Source organism: Streptomyces sp. DH41, assembly GCF_029813785.1.
GTDB lineage: Bacteria > Actinomycetota > Actinomycetes > Streptomycetales > Streptomycetaceae > Streptomyces.
On record NZ_JARVKY010000018.1, the window covers coordinates 157,664 to 176,352 of the forward strand.

The following is an 18,689-nucleotide window of genomic DNA, read 5'->3' on the forward strand; positions in this document are numbered from 1 at the left end:
CGGCCTGGGGGCGTCCGCGCCGCCGCCGGGCCGCGGCACCCGTCCCCGCTGCCACCCACGCGGAGAGCTCGTCGACGCCGTGGCCGCGCGGCGCCGCGGTCACGCCGCCCGCACCCCCCGCTCGGCCACCCGGTGCGCGCAGGGCCGGCGTACGGGCGCCCGGCGTCGCAGGAACCGCGGCAGCGGCAGCGCGAGGGTGACGAAGCCCTCGGCCTGCATGGCGGCGAAACCGATGCGGGGCAGGTCGGCGGAGGCTCGGTAGACGACGAAGCGCGGTTCCCAGCGGGGGCGGAACTTGGCGTTGAACTTGTACAGGGACTCGATCTGGAACCACCGGGAGAGGAACACCAGCAGTCCGCGCCAGGCCCGCAGCACCGGGCCCGCGCCGATCTTCTCGCCGCGCGCGAGCGCCGCGCGGAACATGGCGAAGTTCAGCGAGACGCGCGCGATGCCCAGCTTCGGCGCGGCCTGGAGCGCGGCCACGATCAGCAGCTCGTTCATGCCGGGGTCGGCCGAGCGGTCGCGGCGCATCAGGTCCAGGGACACGCCGTCGGTGCCCCACGGGACGAAGTGCAGGATCGCCTTCAGATCGCCGTACTCACCCGGTCGCTCGTCCGCCCGGTGCGCGGTGGCGATCAGGCAGTCCCCGTCGGCGGGATCACCGATGCGGCCCAGCGCCATGGAGAAGCCGCGCTCGGTGTCCGTGCCGCGCCAGGCGTCGGCGGCGCGGCGGACGCGGTCCAGTTCGGCGCCGGAGAGGTCAGCCACGCGCCGTACCCGGGTCTCGTAACCGGCGCGCTCGATGCGCTTGACCATCTGACGCACATTGCGCATCGAGCGGCCGGCCAGGGAGAAATCCGCGACGTCCACCACCGCCTCGTCGCCCAGTTCGAGGGCGTCGAGCCCGGTCTCGCGGGTCCACACCTCGCCACCGGTCTCCGAGCAGCCCATGACGGCGGGCGTCCAGGAGTGGGCGCGGGCCTCGTCCATGAAGCGTTCGATGGCGCCCGGCCAGGCCTCGACGTCGCCGATCGGGTCGCCGCTGGCGAGCATGACGCCGGAGACGACGCGGTAGGTGACCGCGGCCTTGCCGCTGGGGGAGAAGACGACGGCCTTGTCGCGGCGCAGCGCGAAGTGCCCGAGGGAGTCCCGGCCGCCCTGCTTGGCCAGCAGGGCGCGCAGCCGGGCCTCGTCGTCCTCGGTGAGACGCGCGGCGGGATGTTCGGGGCGGAAGGCCAGGTAGATGGTGGTGACGGCGGTGAGCAGGCCGAGGGCGCCGAGGGAGAAGGCCACCGTCCAGGAGGTGGTGCCCCGGTAGTCGACCGGGCCCTCGACTCCGAACAGGCCGTACAGGACATGGGTGAGGCGGTCGGCCAGGCTCGGCTCGCCGACCATGTGGCGTGGGTGGGCGTTGACGACGACCAGCCCGAGGGCGAGGGAACCGGCGCCCATCAGTACGACGTTGGCGAGCGCACGCCACCGGCTGCGCGGGTCGGGCAGGGCCGCGAACTGGTCCCGGTGCCGCAGCAGGGGCAGGAGCAGCGCGAGCGAGATCAGCACCCCGGCGAGCGAGTGCCGGTAGGTGAACTGCGCGACGGCACCCAACGGCAGCAGCGCCACCGCCGCCCGCCACGCCCGCCGCTTGCGGCGCTTCAGCCCGTGGGCGAGCAGCAGCAACAGCACCCCGGCGCTGAGCGAGAGCGCCGCGGCGAACGGGCCGAACGCGCCGGGCAGTACCTCGGCGAGGGCGTGCATACGGCTGTGCCGGAACCGGGGGAAGACGCCGGCGGCGATGTCCAGCAGGCCGACGAGCGCGCAGGCGCGGCCGACGAGGAGGGGTACGGCCTCCGGACGAGGGCCGCGTGGTACTCGACGTCCGCTGGTGGGCTTCGCCGGAACCCGACCCGACATTTCCTCATCTGTCCTGACAGACATCGCACCCGTAGTTCTGCGAGAGACCGTGGATCCGGGCCCGTTTCGGGCATCCGGCGACATTGCGCCCTCTAGGACGGTGTGTTGGCGGGAGAGGTTCACTCCCTCGATCGGAAAGCCCGCGGGGGCGCGAAGGGGTGGTCCGGGCGGATGGCCCGAACGGACGCGTGGAAAGCGCAGGCAGGTAGCGACGCATGGGTCTCACGAGTGACAAGGTGCTGGCACTGGCGGTCCTGTCCGGTGTGCTGCTGTTCGCCGGCACGGTGTGGCTGTGGCCACGGCTGGCCCGGCGGACCTGGCGGGCCGTCCTCGGACGGGTGGGCCTGCTGTTCGCCACCCAGTTGGCGGTCTTCGCCGCGGTGGGACTGGTCGCCAACCAGTCCTTCGGGTTCTACGGCAGCTGGGCCGACCTGTTCGGCCGGGAGAACGGCCAGGGCGTGGTCGTCGACCACTCGGCCGACGACCCGGCCGACGACGCCGACGGCGTCCTCCGGGTCGTCGGCGACCGGCGGGTCACCCAGGCGGGCGGGACGCGACCGGAGGCCACCGGCCGGGTCCAGGAGATACGGATCGTCGGCCGTACGACGCGCATCGCGACGCCCGCGTACGTCTACCTGCCGCCGGAGTACTTCCAGGAGCGGCACCGCGGCCGTACGTTCCCCGCGGCCGTCGTCCTGACCGGTTACCCGGGGACGGCCGAGGCGCTGGTGGACAAGCTCCGCTATCCGCGCACGGCGCTCGACCTGGCCAGGGCCGGCCGGATGCGGCCGATGATCCTGGTGATGCTGAGGCCCACGGTGGCGCCGCCGCGCGACACGGAGTGCGTGGACGTGCCGGGCGGCCCGCAGACGGAGACGTTCTTCGCGAAGGACCTCCCGCAGGCCGTGAGCGCTCATTACCGCGTGCACCGGGGGCCGGGAAGCTGGGGCATCGTCGGCAACTCGACCGGCGGTTACTGCGCCCTGAAGCTCGCCCTGCACCACCCCGACGTGTACGCCGCCGGAGCCGGCCTCTCCGCGTACTACGACGCGCCCAGCGACCCCACCACGGGCGACCTCTTCCAGGGCGACGAGGAACGGAAGAACAGGGCCGACCTGTGGTGGTATCTCGAGAACATGCCCGCGCCCGACACTTCGTTGCTCGTCACCAGCAGCAAGTCCGGTGAGACGAACTACAAGGACACGTTGAAGTTCATTGAGCGTGTGAAGGACAGGAAGCCGACGCGCATCTCGTCGATCATCCTGGAAAGCGGCGGGCACAACTTCAATACCTGGCGCCGCGAGATTCCCGCGACGTTGCGGTGGCTGGGTGAACGGCTCGAAGGTGCGAGGGGCGGCCAGGCGGGAGGCCGGGCGGATGGCCGGGCGGATGGCCGCGCAGGCGGTTCGGAAGGCGGTCCGGCGGGTGGATCGGCGAACGGATCGGCGAGGGAAGGCGGGTGACCGCCGAAATGATCTTGAAGTAATTCCCGTGACGACGGGTATGTGGATTCCTGATGCCGTGTGAACACATCGGAGACGGATGTGTTTTCGCGGGGCGGGGCGCCAAGATTCGCCTACGCGCGGTAAGTTTCTGGCCATGCCACGTGGACGTCACCGCCATTCCCCGCCCCTGCACAGGCTGCTTCCTCCGTCGGCGATCGCAGGCGTCTCCGTCGTCTGCGCCCTCGGCCCCTGGGTGTTCAGCGAAGCGATGATCCTGCGCTCCCTGGCTGCCGCCGCCGCGTTGACGGCCGTCGTCGGCGCGGTCGTCATGCGTCACTGGGACACGCAGGCCGGCAGGCGCGTCGCCGACCTCACGCGCGCGCGTGCGAGCGACGAGTGGCGTTACGAGGAGCGGGTCGCCGAACTGGAGTCCGACCTCGAGGAGTCGCGCGAGCTGCGCGTGAAGCTGGAGCACCGGCTGCGGGCGAAGCGCACGGAGCTGGCGGGACTGCGCAACGAGCACGCCGCCCTGTTGCGGCGCTACGCCACGGCGGAGACCGAGCGTGCCAGCGCGCTGGAGGGCCGCCGCCTGCTGGAGATCGAGGCCGTGCCGCAGGCGCCCGCGCTGCCGGCGGCGCGACCGGCACCGGCGGAGGAGACCCGGGCGGAGGGCCCTTCGGCCACTGCCGAGGGGACCACTGAGAGCGCGGAGAGTGCCGAGGCGGCTCCCGCCGTCTTCTCTCCCGCGGGCTCCCGGCTGTTCCTGCGGGCGAACGCGGCACTGGCGCGGTTCGACGAGGGCGCGCCCGCCGGCCCGGACGGCAGTGACTCGGACGGTCCCGACAACTCCGGCGACTCGGACGGATCCGACAATTCCGGCGACTCCGACGGGGGCGGCGACGGAGACGGCGGCGACGGCGACGGTGGTGGCGACGGCGGCGGTGAAAGCGCTGGGGCGCCCGAGGCCGCGCGGGAGGACGAGGCGCAGGGACAGGAGCAGGGGCAGCCCGAGGCGGCCGATGGACACGAGCGCACCGCCGCCGCCTCTCCGACGACCCAGTCCGAGCAGTCGGGCGGGACTGATCGGAGCGACGGCACCGACCGGACCGAGCAGTCCGGCGAGCGGCCCTCGCAGCCGGACCAGTCCGAACAGTCCAGCCAGTCCGAACAGTCCAGCCAGTCCGAACAGTCCGGCCGCCCCGACCAGCCCACCCGGCAGGCCACCGGCCACTTCACGGTGCCGACCGCGGTGGCCGTCGTACCGACGGCTTCGGCGCGGCGTCCGGTGGTCGAGGGCGCCTTCGACTTCTTCGGCACGAAGAACGCGGAGGACGGGACGTCTTCGCCCGACGCCCTGGAGGCCGTGCAGAACGAGGACCTCGCCGACGTGGTCGGCCAGGAGGCCCTCGCGGTGCACAAGGCCGAGGCGGAGGCCGCCTTCGAGCCGGCCGGCGAGGAGCCCCGGAAAGTGGGCCAGGTGATCGACCTGACGGCCCACGACGAGACGGAGCAGATCGACGTGCAGGGCCTGCGCAGCGCGGTGTCCTGACGCCTGCCGCTACGTGGCGGCAGGCGTCGGCGGCCGGCAGGGCCTCAGGCCATCCACCGGTCCGGCAGTGCGTCGCGCCGTCCGGTCCGGGACCGTTCCGCCTGCGCCCGGAGCAGCTCGGCCGCCTCGTCGGCGTCGCGCAGCCGCGCGGTCACGGTCTTGTTCGCCCCCGTGTCCACCCGTACGTCGGCCAGCCGCAGCGCCCGCTGCCAAGGGCCCTGCGTGCGGCGGACGCTCTGCACCTTGGCGTGCGGCACCAGCGCCAGGTTGCGGCGGAGCAGCCCGTACCGGGCGGCGAAGACCGTGTCGGTGACGGCGAGACCGTAGCCGCGCCACCACAGCGGCCGGCAGCGCGCGGCCCGTCGTGGCGGGCGGGACAGCGCCGCGGCCGTCGGCACCGTCACTCCGGGCAGCACGCGCGCGACGACCGACTCGGCGATCTCACGCGGGGCGACCGGCAGCAGCACGGAGTTCGACGACCCCGCCACGTCCAGCTCCACCCGCACCCAGCCTCCCCCACTCTCGGCTCCGCTCGAGCGGGGGGACCCCCATCGCCGCCACAGCAGCGGCTCCACGATCCGCACCGTCTGCACCCGGCCCGGCGGCACCGTCTCGTGCGCGCGGTCCAGCAGCCCGTGGTCGAGGCGCAGCCCGTCCGGGGACTCGGCCACCGTCCAGTCGTACTCCCCGACGAACCGGCCCGCGCCGCTCGCGCCCGCGGCGCCCAGCAGGGGCAGCGCGGTCGCCAGCACCGTCCACAGGTTGTGGGTGGCCAGCCACAGCAGCGTCGGTACGACGACGGCGGCGATCAGCGTGCCCCAGGTCGCGCCGGTCAGCAGCAGCGAGACGGCGAGTACGCCGGGCGGCACGCGCAGCAGCTGCCGGGAGGGTGCCTCGCCGACCTCGGCCGCCGTCTCGGGCGCGAGGCCGGCCGCGCGCGCGAGCAGCTCGGCCCGCAGCGCACGTGCCTCGTCCGCGCCCAGGAAGGCCAGCTCGTCCTTCTTCCCGGTTCCTATGACGTCGAGTTTGAGCTTGGCGACCCCCGCGACGCGGGCGAGCAGCGGCTGGGTGACGTCGACGGCCTGGATCCGTTCGAGCCGGATGTGCGCGGTGCGCCGGAACAGCAGTCCGGTACGGATGCGCAGTTCCGTGTCGGTCACCGCGAAGTGCGTGAACCACCAGGTCAGGAAGCCGTACAGGGCGGCGGCCGGGATCAGTACGGCGAGCCCGACCAGCAGCGTGGTCGTGGTCAGCCGCGACAGCTGGCGCTGCGCCTGGTCGGGGTCGTGCACGGCCCAACCGACCAGCACGGCGACCGGGGCCCAGGCACGCCGCAACGGCGTTACGGGGTGCAGTCGCCGCTCGACGACACCGGGCCCGGGCCGGGCGGCGCCGTCTCCGGGCCGGGTAGCGCCGTCTCCGGGCCGGGCGGCGCCGCTCCCCGTGCCAGCCACGCCGCCACCCGTCCCAGCCACACCGTCCTCGGCCTCGGCCACGGGCACGTAGTCCCCGGCTCCGGTCGCGCCCTCAACGGCCCGCTGAGGGCCGTGTTCCGGCGGCGGCCCGTTCTCCGCCCCGGGCGTCGTCACAGCCCCGCCGATCGGGCCTCGCCCAGCTCGGTGAGCCGGTCGCGGAGACGTTCCGCCTCGGACGGGTCGAGGCCCGGGATGGTCGCGTCGGTCGCGGCGGCGGCCGTGTGCAGCTGCACGCTGGCCAGGCCGAAGTGGCGCTCGACCGGCCCGGAGGTCACCTCGACCAGTTGCATCCGTCCGTACGGGACGACGGTCGCCTCCCGCCACAGCACGCCCCGGCTGATCAGCAGGTCGTCGGCGCGCTCGGCGTACCGCCAGGAGCGCCAGTTGCGCTCCAGCATCCCCCAGCCCCACGCCATGAGGGCCAGCGGCAACAGCGCCAGGGCGGCCCAGAAGGGCCCCAGGAACAGCCCCGGCAGCACGCCCGCGGCGAGCGTGAGCAGGCCCACCCACACCACCAGCAACAACCGTCGCATCCGCAGCAGACCGGGCGGCAGCCCCGTCCACACCGGTTCGTCCCGCGACGGCTGAGCCGCCTCCGCCGCGCCCGCCGTGCCCGTGTCGTCAGGGCTCCCCGTCTCCATGAGGCCAGCGTACGTAGGGGAGACTGTGTACATGACTCCTACGACGGAGACCACGGTCGGCATCGGCGGCGCCGCGGAGAGCACCGACATGGTGCTCAACATCGGGCCCCAGCATCCGTCCACGCACGGCGTACTGCGGCTGCGGATCGTCCTGGACGGCGAGCGCATCGTGAGCGCGGAGCCCGTGATCGGCTACATGCACCGCGGCGCGGAGAAGCTGTTCGAGGCCCGGGACTACCGTCAGATCATCGTGCTCGCCAACCGCCACGACTGGCTGTCGGCGTTCTCCAACGAGCTGGGTGTGGTCCTCGCCGTGGAGCGGATGCTCGGCATGGAGGTCCCCACGCGCGCGGTGTGGACGCGGACGCTGCTCGCGGAGCTGAACCGGGTGCTGAACCATTTGATGTTCCTGGGGTCGTACCCGCTGGAGCTGGGCGGCATCACCCCGGTCTTCTACGCCTTCCGGGAACGGGAGGTCCTCCAGAACGTCATGGAGGAGGTCTCCGGCGGACGTATGCACTACATGTTCAACCGCGTCGGCGGCCTCAAGGAGGACGTGCCGGCCGGCTGGGCCACCCGCGCGCGCGGTGCCGTCGCCGCCGTGCGCTCGCGCATGGACGTCTTCGACGACCTGGTGCTCGGCAACGAGATCTTCCGCGGGCGCACGCGCGGGGTGGGCGCCCTGAGCCCCGAGGCCGTGCACGCCTACGGGGTCAGCGGTCCGATCGCCCGTGCCTCTGGCGTCGACTTCGACCTGCGCCGCGACGAGCCGTACCTCGCCTACGGCGAACTCCAGGACACCCTGAAGGTCGTCACCCGCACCGACGGCGACTGCCTCGCCCGCTTCGAGTGCCTCCTGGAGCAGACGCACAACGCCCTCGACCTCGCCGACGCCTGTCTGGACCGTCTGGCCGAGCTGCCGCCCGGACCGATCAACCAGCGGCTCCCGAAGGTGCTGAAGGCACCCGAGGGCCACACGTACGCGTGGACCGAGAACCCGCTCGGCATCAACGGCTACTACCTGGTCAGCAAGGGCGAGAAGACCCCGTACCGGCTGAAGCTGCGCTCGGCGTCGTACAACAACATCCAGGCGCTGGCGGAGCTGCTGCCCGGGACGCTGGTCGCGGACATGGTGGCGATCCTGGGGTCACTGTTCTTCGTGGTCGGGGACATCGACAAGTAGCGCGGCGGCGTCGACGGTCCCCACCGGCTGGAGCAGCCACACGAAGTCGCCCAGCCCGCCGAGCCCGCCCGGCGCGATCAGCTCGGCGGCCTCCGAGGCGCCCGCCAGCGCGCGTACGTACGCCGCCGGGTCGGTGGCGGCCAGCGCGAGCGGGGGGCGTGCGCCTGTGACACCGAGGGCGCGCAGAGCCTCCCGCTGGGGGCGCATAAGCGCACCCGGGGGCGTGCGCTCCGGAGCGCACCTCGCGCTGTGGGCCGCCGCGCACGCGTCCAGCGCGACATGCGCGGTGAGGTCGCACGACCCGTCCGGCACCGGGGGCGTCTCCCGCCCCTCCCGGAAGCCGGTGAGCGTGCCGAACGGCGGGCGGGCGTCCACGGTGTGCGCGTAGTCGGCGGCCACGGCGAGACCCCTGTCCAGGGCCGCCACGGCGGACGCCCACGCGGTGTCCCGGGGGAGCCCGATCTCGGCCCGCAGCCCCTCCTCGCCGGGCAGCGGCCACCACCGCGCCAGCCACTCGGCCTCCGCTCCGTCCACCGGCTCCCCGAGCCGCTCGGTCCCGTCGTCCCGGACGAGCACCCGCCGTGCCACGCCCGCGGCGTCCACCTCCGCCACCTCCAGCGGCACGTTGTCCAGCCACTCGTTGGCGAACAGCAGCCCGGTCACCCCGTGCGGCGGCTCGGTGAGCCACTCGATCCGGTGGTCCAGTCCCTCCGGGCGGCCGGCGACCTCGACGGCGTACGCGCGCGTGCGGGCGGCCACGTCGGCGGGCAGCGCGGCCAGCACTCCGGCGGCCAGTTCGCCCCGCCCGGCCGCCATGTCGACGAAGTCCAGTGCCGCGGGCCGCCCCAGCGCCTCGTCGACCCGGCACAACAGCCGCGCCACGGCCCCGGCGAACAGCGCCGACGCGTGCACTGACGTGCGAAAGTGTGCGGCCGGCCCCGCACCGGAGCCGCGATAGAACCCGGCCGGTCCGTAGAGAGCTTCCTGGCAGGCTTCCCTCCAGCCCCGCCAGACCCCGCTCGCCTCTGAAGCCCCTCTGGTCCCTGCTGTCCCTCGTGTCACAGGCCCAGGCTAGGGGCACAGGAGAACCAAGCCTCCACCTTGCGGAGTATGCGCGGGCGATACGGATCGGCCCTCCGGTTGACCCCTGCACCTATCCCCCTTCCCTACGCTGGGTTACGTGCAGCGCCTCTACGATTTCCTCCGCAGACACCCGACCGGGGTCGACTGTTTCTGGGCCCTTGTCCTGCTCGGAATCTCCGTCATGTCCGTGGCCCCGCAGCAGGAGGCCCGGGGGACGGACACGACGGCGCTGATCGTTCCCTTCGTCCTGCTGCTGTGCGTGGTGATCGCGCTGCGCCGGCTGATGCCGGAGAAGATGCTGCTGCTGGCCGGCGCACTGGGCCTGGGACAGCTGGTGCTGGACGTGCCGACCATGCCGGCCGACTTCGCCCTCCTGGTGATCGTCTACACCGTGGCCGCCACCGGCGCCCGCTGGGCCTCCCGGACCGCGCTGGCCATGGGGCTGTGCGCCGCGCCCGTCGCCTGCCTGCGCTGGCCCATGGAAGGCACCGGGATAGCGAACAACATCGCCATAACGGTCTTCCAGGCGGTGCCCTTCGCCCTCGCCTGGGTGCTCGGCGACTCCATCCGCACCCGCCGCGCCTACTTCGCGCAGCTGGAGGAGCGGGCCGCCCGGCTGGAGAAGGAGCGCGAGGCGCAGGCCAAGGTCGCGGTCGCCGCCGAGCGGGCCCGGATCGCGCGCGAACTGCACGACGTCGTCGCGCACAACGTCTCCGTGATGGTGGTGCAGGCCGACGGCGCCGCCTACGTCCTGGACGCCGCTCCCGACCAGGCGAAGAACGCCCTGGAGACCATCTCCTCCACCGGCCGCCAGGCGCTCGCGGAGATGCGCCGGCTGCTCGGCGTGCTGCGCACCGGAGAGCACCAGGAGGCCGGCGAGTACGTCCCGCAGCCCGACGTCCAGCAGATCGAGGACCTCGTCGAGGAGTGCCGCGGCTCCGGTCTGCCCGTCGACTTCAAGGTCGAGGGCACTCCGCGTCAACTGCCCAGCGGCCTCGAGCTCACCGCGTACCGCATCGTGCAGGAGGCGCTGACCAACACGCGCAAGCACGGTGGCCCCAACGCGGGCGCGAGCGTGCGCCTGGTCTACTTCGACGACGGACTCGGGCTGCTCGTCGAGGACGACGGCAAGGGCGCCCCGCACGAGCTGTACGAGGAGGGCGGCTTCGACGGCCAGGGCCACGGCCTGATCGGTATGCGCGAGCGGGTCGGCATGGTCGGCGGCACCCTGGACGCGGGGCCGCGGCAGGGCGGAGGATTCCGCATCAGCGTGCTGCTGCCGCTGAAGCCCGCACACTGACACCCGTGCCCTACGCACGTACCGCGTTGACACCTGTAAGGAAGAGGCCCGATGGCGATCCGCGTAATGCTCGTCGACGACCAGGCGCTGCTGCGCACCGGGTTCCGGATGGTGCTCGCGGCCCAGCCGGACATGGAGGTCGTCGCGGAGGCGGGCGACGGCGTCGAGGCGCTCCAGGTACTGCGCTCGACCGCCGTGGACGTCGTCCTGATGGACGTCCGCATGCCCAAGCTCGACGGTGTCGAGACCACCGGCCGGATCTGCGTCGACCCGAACGCGCCGAAGGTGCTGATCCTGACCACCTTCGACCTCGACGAGTACGCTTTCTCGGCGCTGAAGGCGGGTGCCTCCGGCTTCATGCTCAAGGACGTGCCGCCCGGCGAGCTGCTCGCCGCGATCCGCTCCGTGCACAGCGGTGACGCGGTGGTCGCCCCCTCGACCACCCGCCGGCTCCTGGACCGGTTCGCGCCGATGCTGCCGGCCACCAACCAGGAGCCCCGGCACAAGGAGCTCCAGCGGCTCACCGAGCGCGAGCGCGAGGTGATGGTGCTGGTCGCGCAGGGCCTGTCCAACGGGGAGATCGCGGCTCGGCTCGTGCTCTCCGAGGCGACCGTGAAGACGCACGTGGGCCGCATCCTGACCAAGCTCGGGCTGCGGGACCGGGTGCAGGTGGTGGTCCTGGCCTACGAGACCGGGCTGGTGCGGGCCGGCGGCGGACAGGGCTGACAGGGCTGACAGATCGGGCAGGGCGGCCCGATCTCGGGTGCCTCGTCGGGTCTCCCGCATGGGTCCCGCGACGGGTGCCGCGTCGGTAGGGTCGCCCGCATGCTCCTGTGGATCAACGGCCCCTTCGGGGGCGGCAAGACACAGACCGCGTACGAGATACACCGCAGGCTCCCCGGCAGTGTCGTCGGCGACCCCGAGCACGCCGGTTTCGGCCTGCACCGCGTGCTGCCGCCCGAGCTGCGGGGCGACTTCCGGGACCTGGCGGCCTGGCGGCAGGGCGTGGTGGAGGTCCTCGACCTCGCCCTCGCCCAGCACGACGGCGTGGTGGTCGCGCCCATGACGGTCACCGACCCCGGGCACTTCGCCGAGACCGTCGGCCGGCTCCGCGAACTGGGCCACGACGTCCGCCACTTCGCCCTCCTCGCCGAACGCGAGACCGTTCTGCGGCGGCTGCACGTGCGCGGCTTCGGGCCCGTCCTGCGGTACGTCGCCGGGAAGGACGCCGGACTGCGCCGCGAGAGCTGGGCGGTGGGGCAGCTCGACCACTGCCTGGAGCGGCTCGGCGAACCGGAGTTCGCCGAGCACCTGTGGACGGACCACGCGACGGTCGCGAAGACCGCGGACCGGATCGCCGTGCTCGCGGGACTCACCCTCGAGCCCAACAACGAGGGCACGCTGCGGACACGGCTGCGGCAGGCGGGCGTGGGGCTGCGCCACGTGCGGTTCGACTGAGGGCGCTCCCATGGTGGGCCGGTGGCCGGTCCGCGGCCGGTTCAGCGCAGTATCCCCTCCAGGAAGTCGCTGCCCAGCCGGGCCACCACCGTCACGTCCAGCTGGTGCAGGACGTACCGCCCCCGGCGGCGGGTGGTGATCAGGCCCGCCTTCTTGAGCACCCCCAGGTGCCGGGATATCTCCGGGGCCGTCATGCCGTGCGCCTGCGCCAGCTCGCTCGTGGTGTACGCGCTGCGGGCCAGATGGCGGCAGATCCGCATCCGGACCGGGTGGGACAGCGCGGTCATCCGCAGGGTGAGCTGCTCGACGGACGGCGGCGAGGCCAGCTCGGGGGAGGCGACCGGGTAGTGCAGCACCGGCTGCCAGCCGTGCCGGTGCAGGACCATCAGGTGCGGCCAGCCCAGGCTCGTCGGCACCAGCAGAAGGCCGCCGTCCGCCGTCGCCGAACGGCCGTCGCCCAGCTTGTCGACCGTGATCAGCGAGGCGCTCTCGTCCAGCGACACCGCCGGTGACACGGCGGCCAGCGCCTCGGCGAGGCCCTTGCGGTGCAGCAGGTCCGTCTTGTGCCGGGCGTCCGCCGCGAGCTGGTGGCGCAGCCGTGACCAGGCCTCCGCGAAGAACGCCTCCTCGCAGTCCTGCGCGAACTGCCGCAGCCAGCTCCGGATCCGCGGCGGATCCGCCAGCAGCCGCTCACTGAAGCGCAGCTGCTGCGGACCGCGCGCGGCGGCCAGGTCCAGCGCGCGGCGACGCACCTCGGCGTCCGCGAGCGCGGAGGCTCCGCCGGTGCTGTACGGCAGGGCGCAGGTGAACTCCAGCGCCGCGTCCACGAACTGTTCGTCGGACAGCTTGTCGAGCAGGTCCAGGTCCTCGGCGAGGGTGGCGCCGGGCAGTGTGCTGCGGCCCGGGACACCGGCGAACGGCATGAACAGGTCCGAGAACGTGGTCCGCCACAGGAAGTCGGCCTCGCACATCCGGTCGGCCAGATGCGAGTCGAGCCGTGCGGTCACGCCCGTCGCCCAGCCCTGCAGCCCCGGGTGGTGCCCCGGCTCGGACAGGGCGTGCAGCGCCATGCCCAGCTCGGCCAGGGGCGAGGGCACGACGGTGACCCGCTCCGGCCGCAGCCCCGTGGTGTCGATGCGCACGCTCATGACCTCATGGTGCACCCCGCCACTGACAACGCCGCCGCCGATTGACGCCCGCCGTCAATCGACGCGACGGGATGGCCTGGCACGAGCGGCGCCGGTTCCGGGCCGTACTCGCCGGCCGCCCGGCGCACGGCCGGGTACGCCGGGTCATGCACCGGTCGCGGTTCCTGCGGCCGCGGGCCCTCGGCTGACCGGCCGACCAGCAGCCAGCCAGCGAGCCGGTCGGCCGGTCGGCCGGTGGGCCGGCCGGAGGGCGGGAGGGCCGACCGCGCGGCCGGTCAGTCCTCCAGCCTGGCGACGAAGTCGGCGACCGCCGTCTTCACTTCGTCCGCCGTCAGCCGAAGGCCCGCCTCGTCCACCCCGACCTCGGTGACGGCGAGCCCGGGGCCCGGCGCGTCCCACCCCCGCGAGAAGAGCAGGGTCCCCGTCTCCTCGCCCTGCCGGACGGCGGCCTCGCCGACGACATCGGCGTCGTACGGCAGCCAGACCTGGAACTCGTGGGTGTGCGGCACCTCGGGGTGTACCCGTGCCCATGGCAGTCCGGCCGCCGCGAAGCCCTCCCGCATGGCGGCGGCCACCACGCGCGCGTGGGTCACGTACTCCGGCAGCCGGGGCAGCTCGCGCTCCAGGCCGGCCAGTGCCGAGAGCACCGTCGGGAACTGCTGGAACACCGCGCCGCCGTACCGGTGCCGCCAGGCCTTCGCCTCCTCGATCAGCGTCCGGGGGCCGGCCAGGGCGGCGCCTCCGTACCCCTTGAGGGACTTGTAGAACGAGACGTACACGCTGTCCGCGAGGCCCGCGATCCCGGCCAGGGGACGGCCGAAGTGGACGGTGGTCTCCCACAGGCGTGCCCCGTCGAAGTGGACCACCGCGTCGCGCTGCCGGGCGGCCTCGACGACCTCGGTGAGCTCCTCCCAGGTGGGCAGTACGTAACCGGCCTCCCTGAGCGGCAGCTCCAGCATCAGCGCCCCGAACGGCTCCTCGAAGTCGCGCACCTCCTCGGCGGTCGGCAGCCGGGGCTCGCTGGTCACCCGTACCGGGCGCAACCCGCTGACCAGGCTGAAGGCGTTGCGCTCGTGCATCTCCGGATGGCTGAGCCCGTGCAGTGCGACGACCGGGCTGCCGGTGCGGCCCGCCCAGCAGCGCAGCGCCACCTGCTGGGCCATGGTGCCGGTCGGGAAGAAGGCGGCGGCCTCGGTGCCGAGCAGGGCGGCGACCTTCTCCTCCAGGGCCTCCACCACGCCGTTGCCGTACATGTCGGACGGTTCGTCGAGGTCGTACAGCTCGGCGGCCCCGTCCAGCAGGGCGAGCCGCTCGCGCAGCGTCGTGCTGAACCCCGGCCCGGCGAGCACGCGCCGGGCGTCGCGGTGGGCGGCCACGCGCCGTTCCCCAAGCCGCCGGCTCCGCTCCTCCGGCGGAGCCGCCTGGTCCGCCTGGTCCCCCTGATTCGGCTGGTCCGTCTTTTCCGCCGTATCGCTCATGCCTGGATGATGCCCTGTGGCTGCCGGAGCGGGCACCTGGGTTCTCCGGTCTTCCCGCACCGTGCGCCACGCGCGTGCGGGTGTGTGCCTCGCCGCCGCGCGGAGACCCACAGCCTGTGGACAACCGGACGTGCCCCGGACCAATCGCGTTAACATGACGAGAAATCGTCCGGTACCCCGAGCGGACTGGAACGGGAAGGCCGCCGTCGCGTGAACACAACCCCACAGCCAGATCCCAAGGACCGCCCCGCGCGGCTCACCGTAGGCGTCGTCGGCGCCGGACGCGTGGGCCCCGCGCTGGCCGCGTCACTCCAACTCGCCGGGCACCGCCCGGTGGCCGTCTCCGGGGTCTCCGACGCCTCCAGACGGCGTGCCGCGGAGCTGCTCCCGGACGTGCCGCTCGTGTCGCCCGCCGAGGTCCTCCGACGCGCCGAGCTGGTCCTGCTGACGGTCCCCGACGACGCCCTGCCCGGCCTGGTGACGGGACTCGCCGAGACCGGTTCGGTGCGGCCGGGCCAGCTGCTCGTGCACACCTCCGGGCGGTACGGCGCGAGGGTCCTGGACCCGGCGTTGCGGGCCGGCGCCCTGCCGCTGGCCCTGCACCCGGCGATGACCTTCACCGGCACCCCCGTGGACGTCCAGCGCCTGGCCGGCTGCTCCTTCGGCGTCACCGCGCCCGAGGAGCTGCGGCTGGCCGCCGAGGCCCTGGTCATCGAGATGGGCGGTGAGCCGGAGTGGATCGCGGAGGACAAGCGCCCGCTGTACCACGCGGCGCTGGCCCTGGGCGCCAACCACCTGGTCACCCTGGTCGCCCAGTCCATGGAGCTGCTGCGCACGGCGGGTGTCGAGGCCCCCGACCGGATGCTGGGCCCGCTGCTGGGCGCCTCCCTGGACAACGCCCTGCGCTCCGGCGACGCGGCCCTCACCGGCCCCGTCGCGCGCGGGGACGCGGGCACGGTCGCCGCGCACATCGTGGAGCTGCGCGCGTACGCCCCGCAGGCCGTCGCCGGCTACCTGGCGATGGCCCGCGCGACCGCCGACCGGGCGCTGGACCACGGGCTGCTGAAAGCCGAACTCGCCGAGGACCTGCTCGGTGTGCTCGCCGACGGGACGGGCACGACGGGCGGGACCGAAGGCGCCACCGGCACCACCCGCGCCACCGGCACCACCGGCACGGACAGCACCGATGACCCCGACGACCCTGACGGCACCGGCGGCACCGGCGGCACCGACGGCCCCGAGGGAGACGCCCGATGACCACCACCCCGCCCGACCTGCTGCGCACCGCCGCCGAGCTGCACGCGCGCGTGCGGCACGGCCGCCGGGCCGTCGTGATGACCATGGGCGCCCTGCACACGGGCCACGCCACCCTGATCCGCACGGCCCGCGACCTGGTGGGCCCGGACGGCGAGGTCGTCGTGACCGTCTTCGTCAACCCGCTGCAGTTCGGCGCCGGCGAGGACCTCGACCGCTACCCGCGCACCCTGGACGCCGACCTGGAGATCGCCGGGCGGGCGGGCGCCGACGCCGTGTTCGCCCCCTCGGTCGACGAGGTCTACCCGGGCGGCGAGCCCCAGGTGCGTGTCACGGCCGGCCCCATGGGCGATCGCCTGGAGGGTGCCTCCCGCCCCGGCCACTTCGACGGCATGCTCACCGTCGTCGCCAAGCTGCTCCACCTCACCCGCCCCGACCTGGCCCTCTACGGTCAGAAGGACGCCCAGCAGCTCGCCCTGATCCGCCGCATGGTCCGCGACCTGAACTTCGGCATGGAGATCGTCGGCGTCCCCACCGCGCGCGAGGAGGACGGCCTGGCGCTGTCCAGCCGCAACCGCTACCTCTCGACCCGGGAGCGACGCACCGCCCTCGCGCTCTCCCAGGCGCTGTTCGCCGGCCTGGACCGGCACGCCGCACAGGAGGCGCTGTGTGCGAGGGCCCGCGAAGTGCCCGCCACCGAGGCGCGTGCCGAGGCGCTCAGCGCCCTGGGCGAGTCCCGCGCGGCGGCCGACGCCCACGCCGTCGCCACGTCCGCCCCGGGCAGTGCCACGGCCGTCCGGGCCGCCGCCCGCCTCGTGCTGGACGACGCGGCCCGCGCCGATCCGCCGCTGGAGCTGGACTACCTCGCCCTGGTCGACCCCTCCGACTTCACCGAGATCGGCGACGACCACACCGGCGAGGCCGTTCTCGCCGTCGCCGCCCGGGTCGGCGCGACCCGGCTGATCGACAACGTCCCCCTCACCTTCGGAACGCTCGGAGCCGCCTCGTGACCAGCACAGGCATACGACTGCACGCCCCCGCGCCCGGCTGGGCCATCGCCGCGGACGTGGTCGTCGTCGGCTCCGGCGTCGCCGGCCTCACCACCGCCCTGCGCTGCGAGGCGGCCGGTCTGCGGACGGTCGTGGTCACCAAGGCCCGCCTCGACGACGGCTCCACCCGCTGGGCGCAGGGCGGCATCGCGGCGGCCCTGGGCGAGGGCGACACCCCCGAGCAGCACCTTGACGACACCCTGGTCGCCGGGGCGGGCCTGTGCGACGAGGAGGCGGTCCGCACCCTGGTCACCGAGGGCCCCGACGCCGTACGCCGCCTCATCGCGACGGGCGCGCGGTTCGACGAGTCCGCCGAGGGCGACCTGGAACTGACCCGCGAGGGCGGCCACCACCGCCGTCGCATCGCCCACGCCGGCGGCGACGCCACCGGTGCGGAGATCTCCCGGGCCCTGGTCGAGGCGGTCGACGACGCGACGCCGTCGGACACCCGCGCGCGGGGGATCCGCACGATCGAGAACGCCCTCGTCCTGGACCTCCTCACGGACGCCGACGGCCGCACCGCCGGCGTCACCCTGCACGTCATGGGCGAGGGCCAGCACGACGGGGTCGGAGCGGTGCACGCCCCGGCCGTCGTCCTCGCCACCGGCGGCATGGGCCAGGTCTTCTCGGCGACGACGAACCCGTCCGTCTCCACGGGCGACGGCGTCGCGCTCGCCCTCCGCGCGGGCGCGGAGGTGAGCGACCTCGAATTCGTCCAGTTCCACCCCACGGTCCTCTTCCTCGGCCCGGACGCCGAGGGGCAGCAGCCCCTGGTCTCGGAGGCGGTACGAGGCGAGGGCGCCCACCTGGTGGACGCGGACGGCGTGCGCTTCATGGTGGGACAGCACGAACTGGCCGAACTGGCCCCCCGCGACATCGTCGCCAAGGGCATCACGCGCCGCATGCAGGAGCGGGGCGCCGAGCACATGTACCTCGACGCCCGGCACTTCGGCGCCGACATGTGGGAGCGCCGCTTCCCGACGATCCTCGCCGCCTGCCGGGCGCACGGCATCGACCCGGTCACCGAGCCGGTCCCGGTCGCCCCGGCCGCCCACTACGCCTCCGGCGGCGTCCGCACCGACGCCCGCGGCCGCACGACGGTCCCCGGCCTGTACGCGTGCGGAGAGGTCGCCTGCACCGGCGTGCACGGCGCCAACCGCCTGGCCTCCAACTCCCTCCTCGAAGGCCTGGTCTACGCCGAGCGCATCGCCGCGGACATAGCGGCCGGCCACGCGGACGGCACCCTCCACGCGCGTGTGCCGGCGCCCCTACAGCACCCGGACCACCCGGCCCACCCCCTCCTGCCGCCCGAGGCCCGCCTCACGATCCAGCGGACCATGACCGAGGGCGCCGGAGTCCTGCGCTCGGCCGGCTCCCTCACCCGGGCCGCCGACCAGCTGCACCACCTGCACGACGAGGCCCGCGAAGCCCTGCACGAGAACGGCAAGACGTCCGAGCCGGGCGTCGACACCTGGGAGGCCACCAACCTCCTGTGCGTGGCCCGCGTCCTGGTCGCCGCGGCGGCGCGGCGCGAGGAGACCCGCGGCTGTCACTGGCGCGAGGACCACGCGGACCGCGACGACCGGGCGTGGCGCCGTCACATCGTCGTACGCCTGAACCCGGACCGTTCCCTCGCCGTGCACACCACGGACACGCCAGAATTCCCCCCGACCACCCACGGCCCCCAGCCGGCGCACCGTCCCCAGGAGCAGTGA

The 18,689-nt window shown here is 73.8% G+C and carries 15 protein-coding genes; 9 read left to right on the forward strand and 6 right to left on the reverse strand.

What is annotated here, in order from left to right:
• Positions 1-99: 99 nt before the first annotated feature.
• Entirely contained in the window at positions 100-1,911 is a 1,812-nt protein-coding gene (locus QC283_RS26925; RefSeq protein ID WP_279564274.1) for a phosphatidylglycerol lysyltransferase domain-containing protein, read from the reverse strand.
• Between the two features lie 215 nt (positions 1,912-2,126).
• Between QC283_RS26925 and QC283_RS26930 the strand changes: the two genes are divergently transcribed.
• Entirely contained in the window at positions 2,127-3,374 is a 1,248-nt protein-coding gene (locus QC283_RS26930; protein ID WP_279564275.1) for an alpha/beta hydrolase, read from the forward strand.
• Positions 3,375-3,510: 136 nt separating this feature from the next.
• Positions 3,511-4,905, forward strand: coding sequence for a hypothetical protein (locus QC283_RS26935; protein ID WP_279564276.1), 1,395 nt, complete (start codon positions 3,511-3,513; stop codon positions 4,903-4,905).
• Between the two features lie 44 nt (positions 4,906-4,949).
• Here QC283_RS26935 and QC283_RS26940 read toward each other — a convergent pair whose 3' ends face one another.
• Together QC283_RS26940 and QC283_RS26945 are read right to left on the reverse strand one after the other, a co-directional pair.
• Positions 4,950-6,359, reverse strand: coding sequence for a PH domain-containing protein (locus tag QC283_RS26940; protein WP_443032694.1), 1,410 nt, complete (start codon positions 6,357-6,359; stop codon positions 4,950-4,952).
• 131 nt (positions 6,360-6,490) lie between these two features.
• Positions 6,491-7,021, reverse strand: coding sequence for a PH domain-containing protein (locus QC283_RS26945; RefSeq protein ID WP_279564277.1), 531 nt, complete (start codon positions 7,019-7,021; stop codon positions 6,491-6,493).
• A gap of 31 nt (positions 7,022-7,052) precedes the next feature.
• Here QC283_RS26945 and QC283_RS26950 point away from each other — a divergent pair, with 31 nt between their 5' ends.
• Positions 7,053-8,204, forward strand: a complete 1,152-nt coding sequence (locus QC283_RS26950; RefSeq protein WP_279564278.1) for an NADH-quinone oxidoreductase subunit D — start codon at positions 7,053-7,055, stop codon at positions 8,202-8,204.
• Here the strand turns inward: QC283_RS26950 and QC283_RS26955 are convergent.
• Positions 8,169-9,266, reverse strand: a complete 1,098-nt coding sequence (locus QC283_RS26955; RefSeq protein ID WP_279564279.1) for an SAM-dependent methyltransferase — start codon at positions 9,264-9,266, stop codon at positions 8,169-8,171. The genes QC283_RS26950 and QC283_RS26955 overlap by 36 nt on opposite strands.
• A gap of 118 nt (positions 9,267-9,384) precedes the next feature.
• On the opposite strand from QC283_RS26955, the gene QC283_RS26960 reads away from it, so the two are divergent.
• From QC283_RS26960 to QC283_RS26970, 3 genes are all read left to right on the forward strand, one after another.
• Complete coding sequence (locus tag QC283_RS26960; RefSeq protein WP_279564280.1) at positions 9,385-10,587, forward strand: sensor histidine kinase; 1,203 nt, start codon at positions 9,385-9,387, stop codon at positions 10,585-10,587.
• 51 nt (positions 10,588-10,638) lie between these two features.
• The gene (locus QC283_RS26965) at positions 10,639-11,313 is read left to right on the forward strand and encodes a response regulator transcription factor (RefSeq protein ID WP_279564281.1); all 675 of its coding nucleotides are present in this window, start codon (positions 10,639-10,641) and stop codon (positions 11,311-11,313) included.
• Positions 11,314-11,412: 99 nt separating this feature from the next.
• Positions 11,413-12,045, forward strand: coding sequence for an AAA family ATPase (locus QC283_RS26970; RefSeq protein WP_279564282.1), 633 nt, complete (start codon positions 11,413-11,415; stop codon positions 12,043-12,045).
• A gap of 41 nt (positions 12,046-12,086) precedes the next feature.
• Here the strand turns inward: QC283_RS26970 and QC283_RS26975 are convergent, their stop codons facing one another.
• Positions 12,087-13,193: a DUF5937 family protein gene (locus QC283_RS26975; protein WP_279564283.1), complete on the reverse strand. Its 1,107-nt coding sequence runs from the start codon at positions 13,191-13,193 to the stop codon at positions 12,087-12,089.
• 275 nt (positions 13,194-13,468) lie between these two features.
• Positions 13,469-14,671, reverse strand: a complete 1,203-nt coding sequence (locus QC283_RS26980) for a threonine aldolase family protein (RefSeq protein WP_279564284.1) — start codon at positions 14,669-14,671, stop codon at positions 13,469-13,471.
• 210 nt (positions 14,672-14,881) lie between these two features.
• On the opposite strand from QC283_RS26980, the gene QC283_RS26985 reads away from it, so the two are divergent.
• The 3 genes from QC283_RS26985 to QC283_RS26995 are packed head-to-tail and all read left to right on the forward strand — an operon-like array spanning position 14,882 to position 18,689.
• Positions 14,882-15,928, forward strand: a complete 1,047-nt coding sequence (locus QC283_RS26985; RefSeq protein ID WP_279564285.1) for a Rossmann-like and DUF2520 domain-containing protein — start codon at positions 14,882-14,884, stop codon at positions 15,926-15,928.
• Positions 15,925-16,935 carry a pantoate--beta-alanine ligase gene (gene panC, locus QC283_RS26990; RefSeq protein ID WP_279564286.1) on the forward strand — a complete coding sequence of 337 codons (1,011 nt, stop codon included), beginning with the start codon at positions 15,925-15,927 and terminating at the stop codon, positions 16,933-16,935. Before QC283_RS26985 ends, panC begins: the two co-directional genes overlap by 4 nt.
• Positions 16,932-18,689, forward strand: a complete 1,758-nt coding sequence (locus QC283_RS26995; protein ID WP_443032695.1) for an L-aspartate oxidase — start codon at positions 16,932-16,934, stop codon at positions 18,687-18,689. The genes panC and QC283_RS26995 overlap by 4 nt, the downstream gene beginning before the upstream one ends.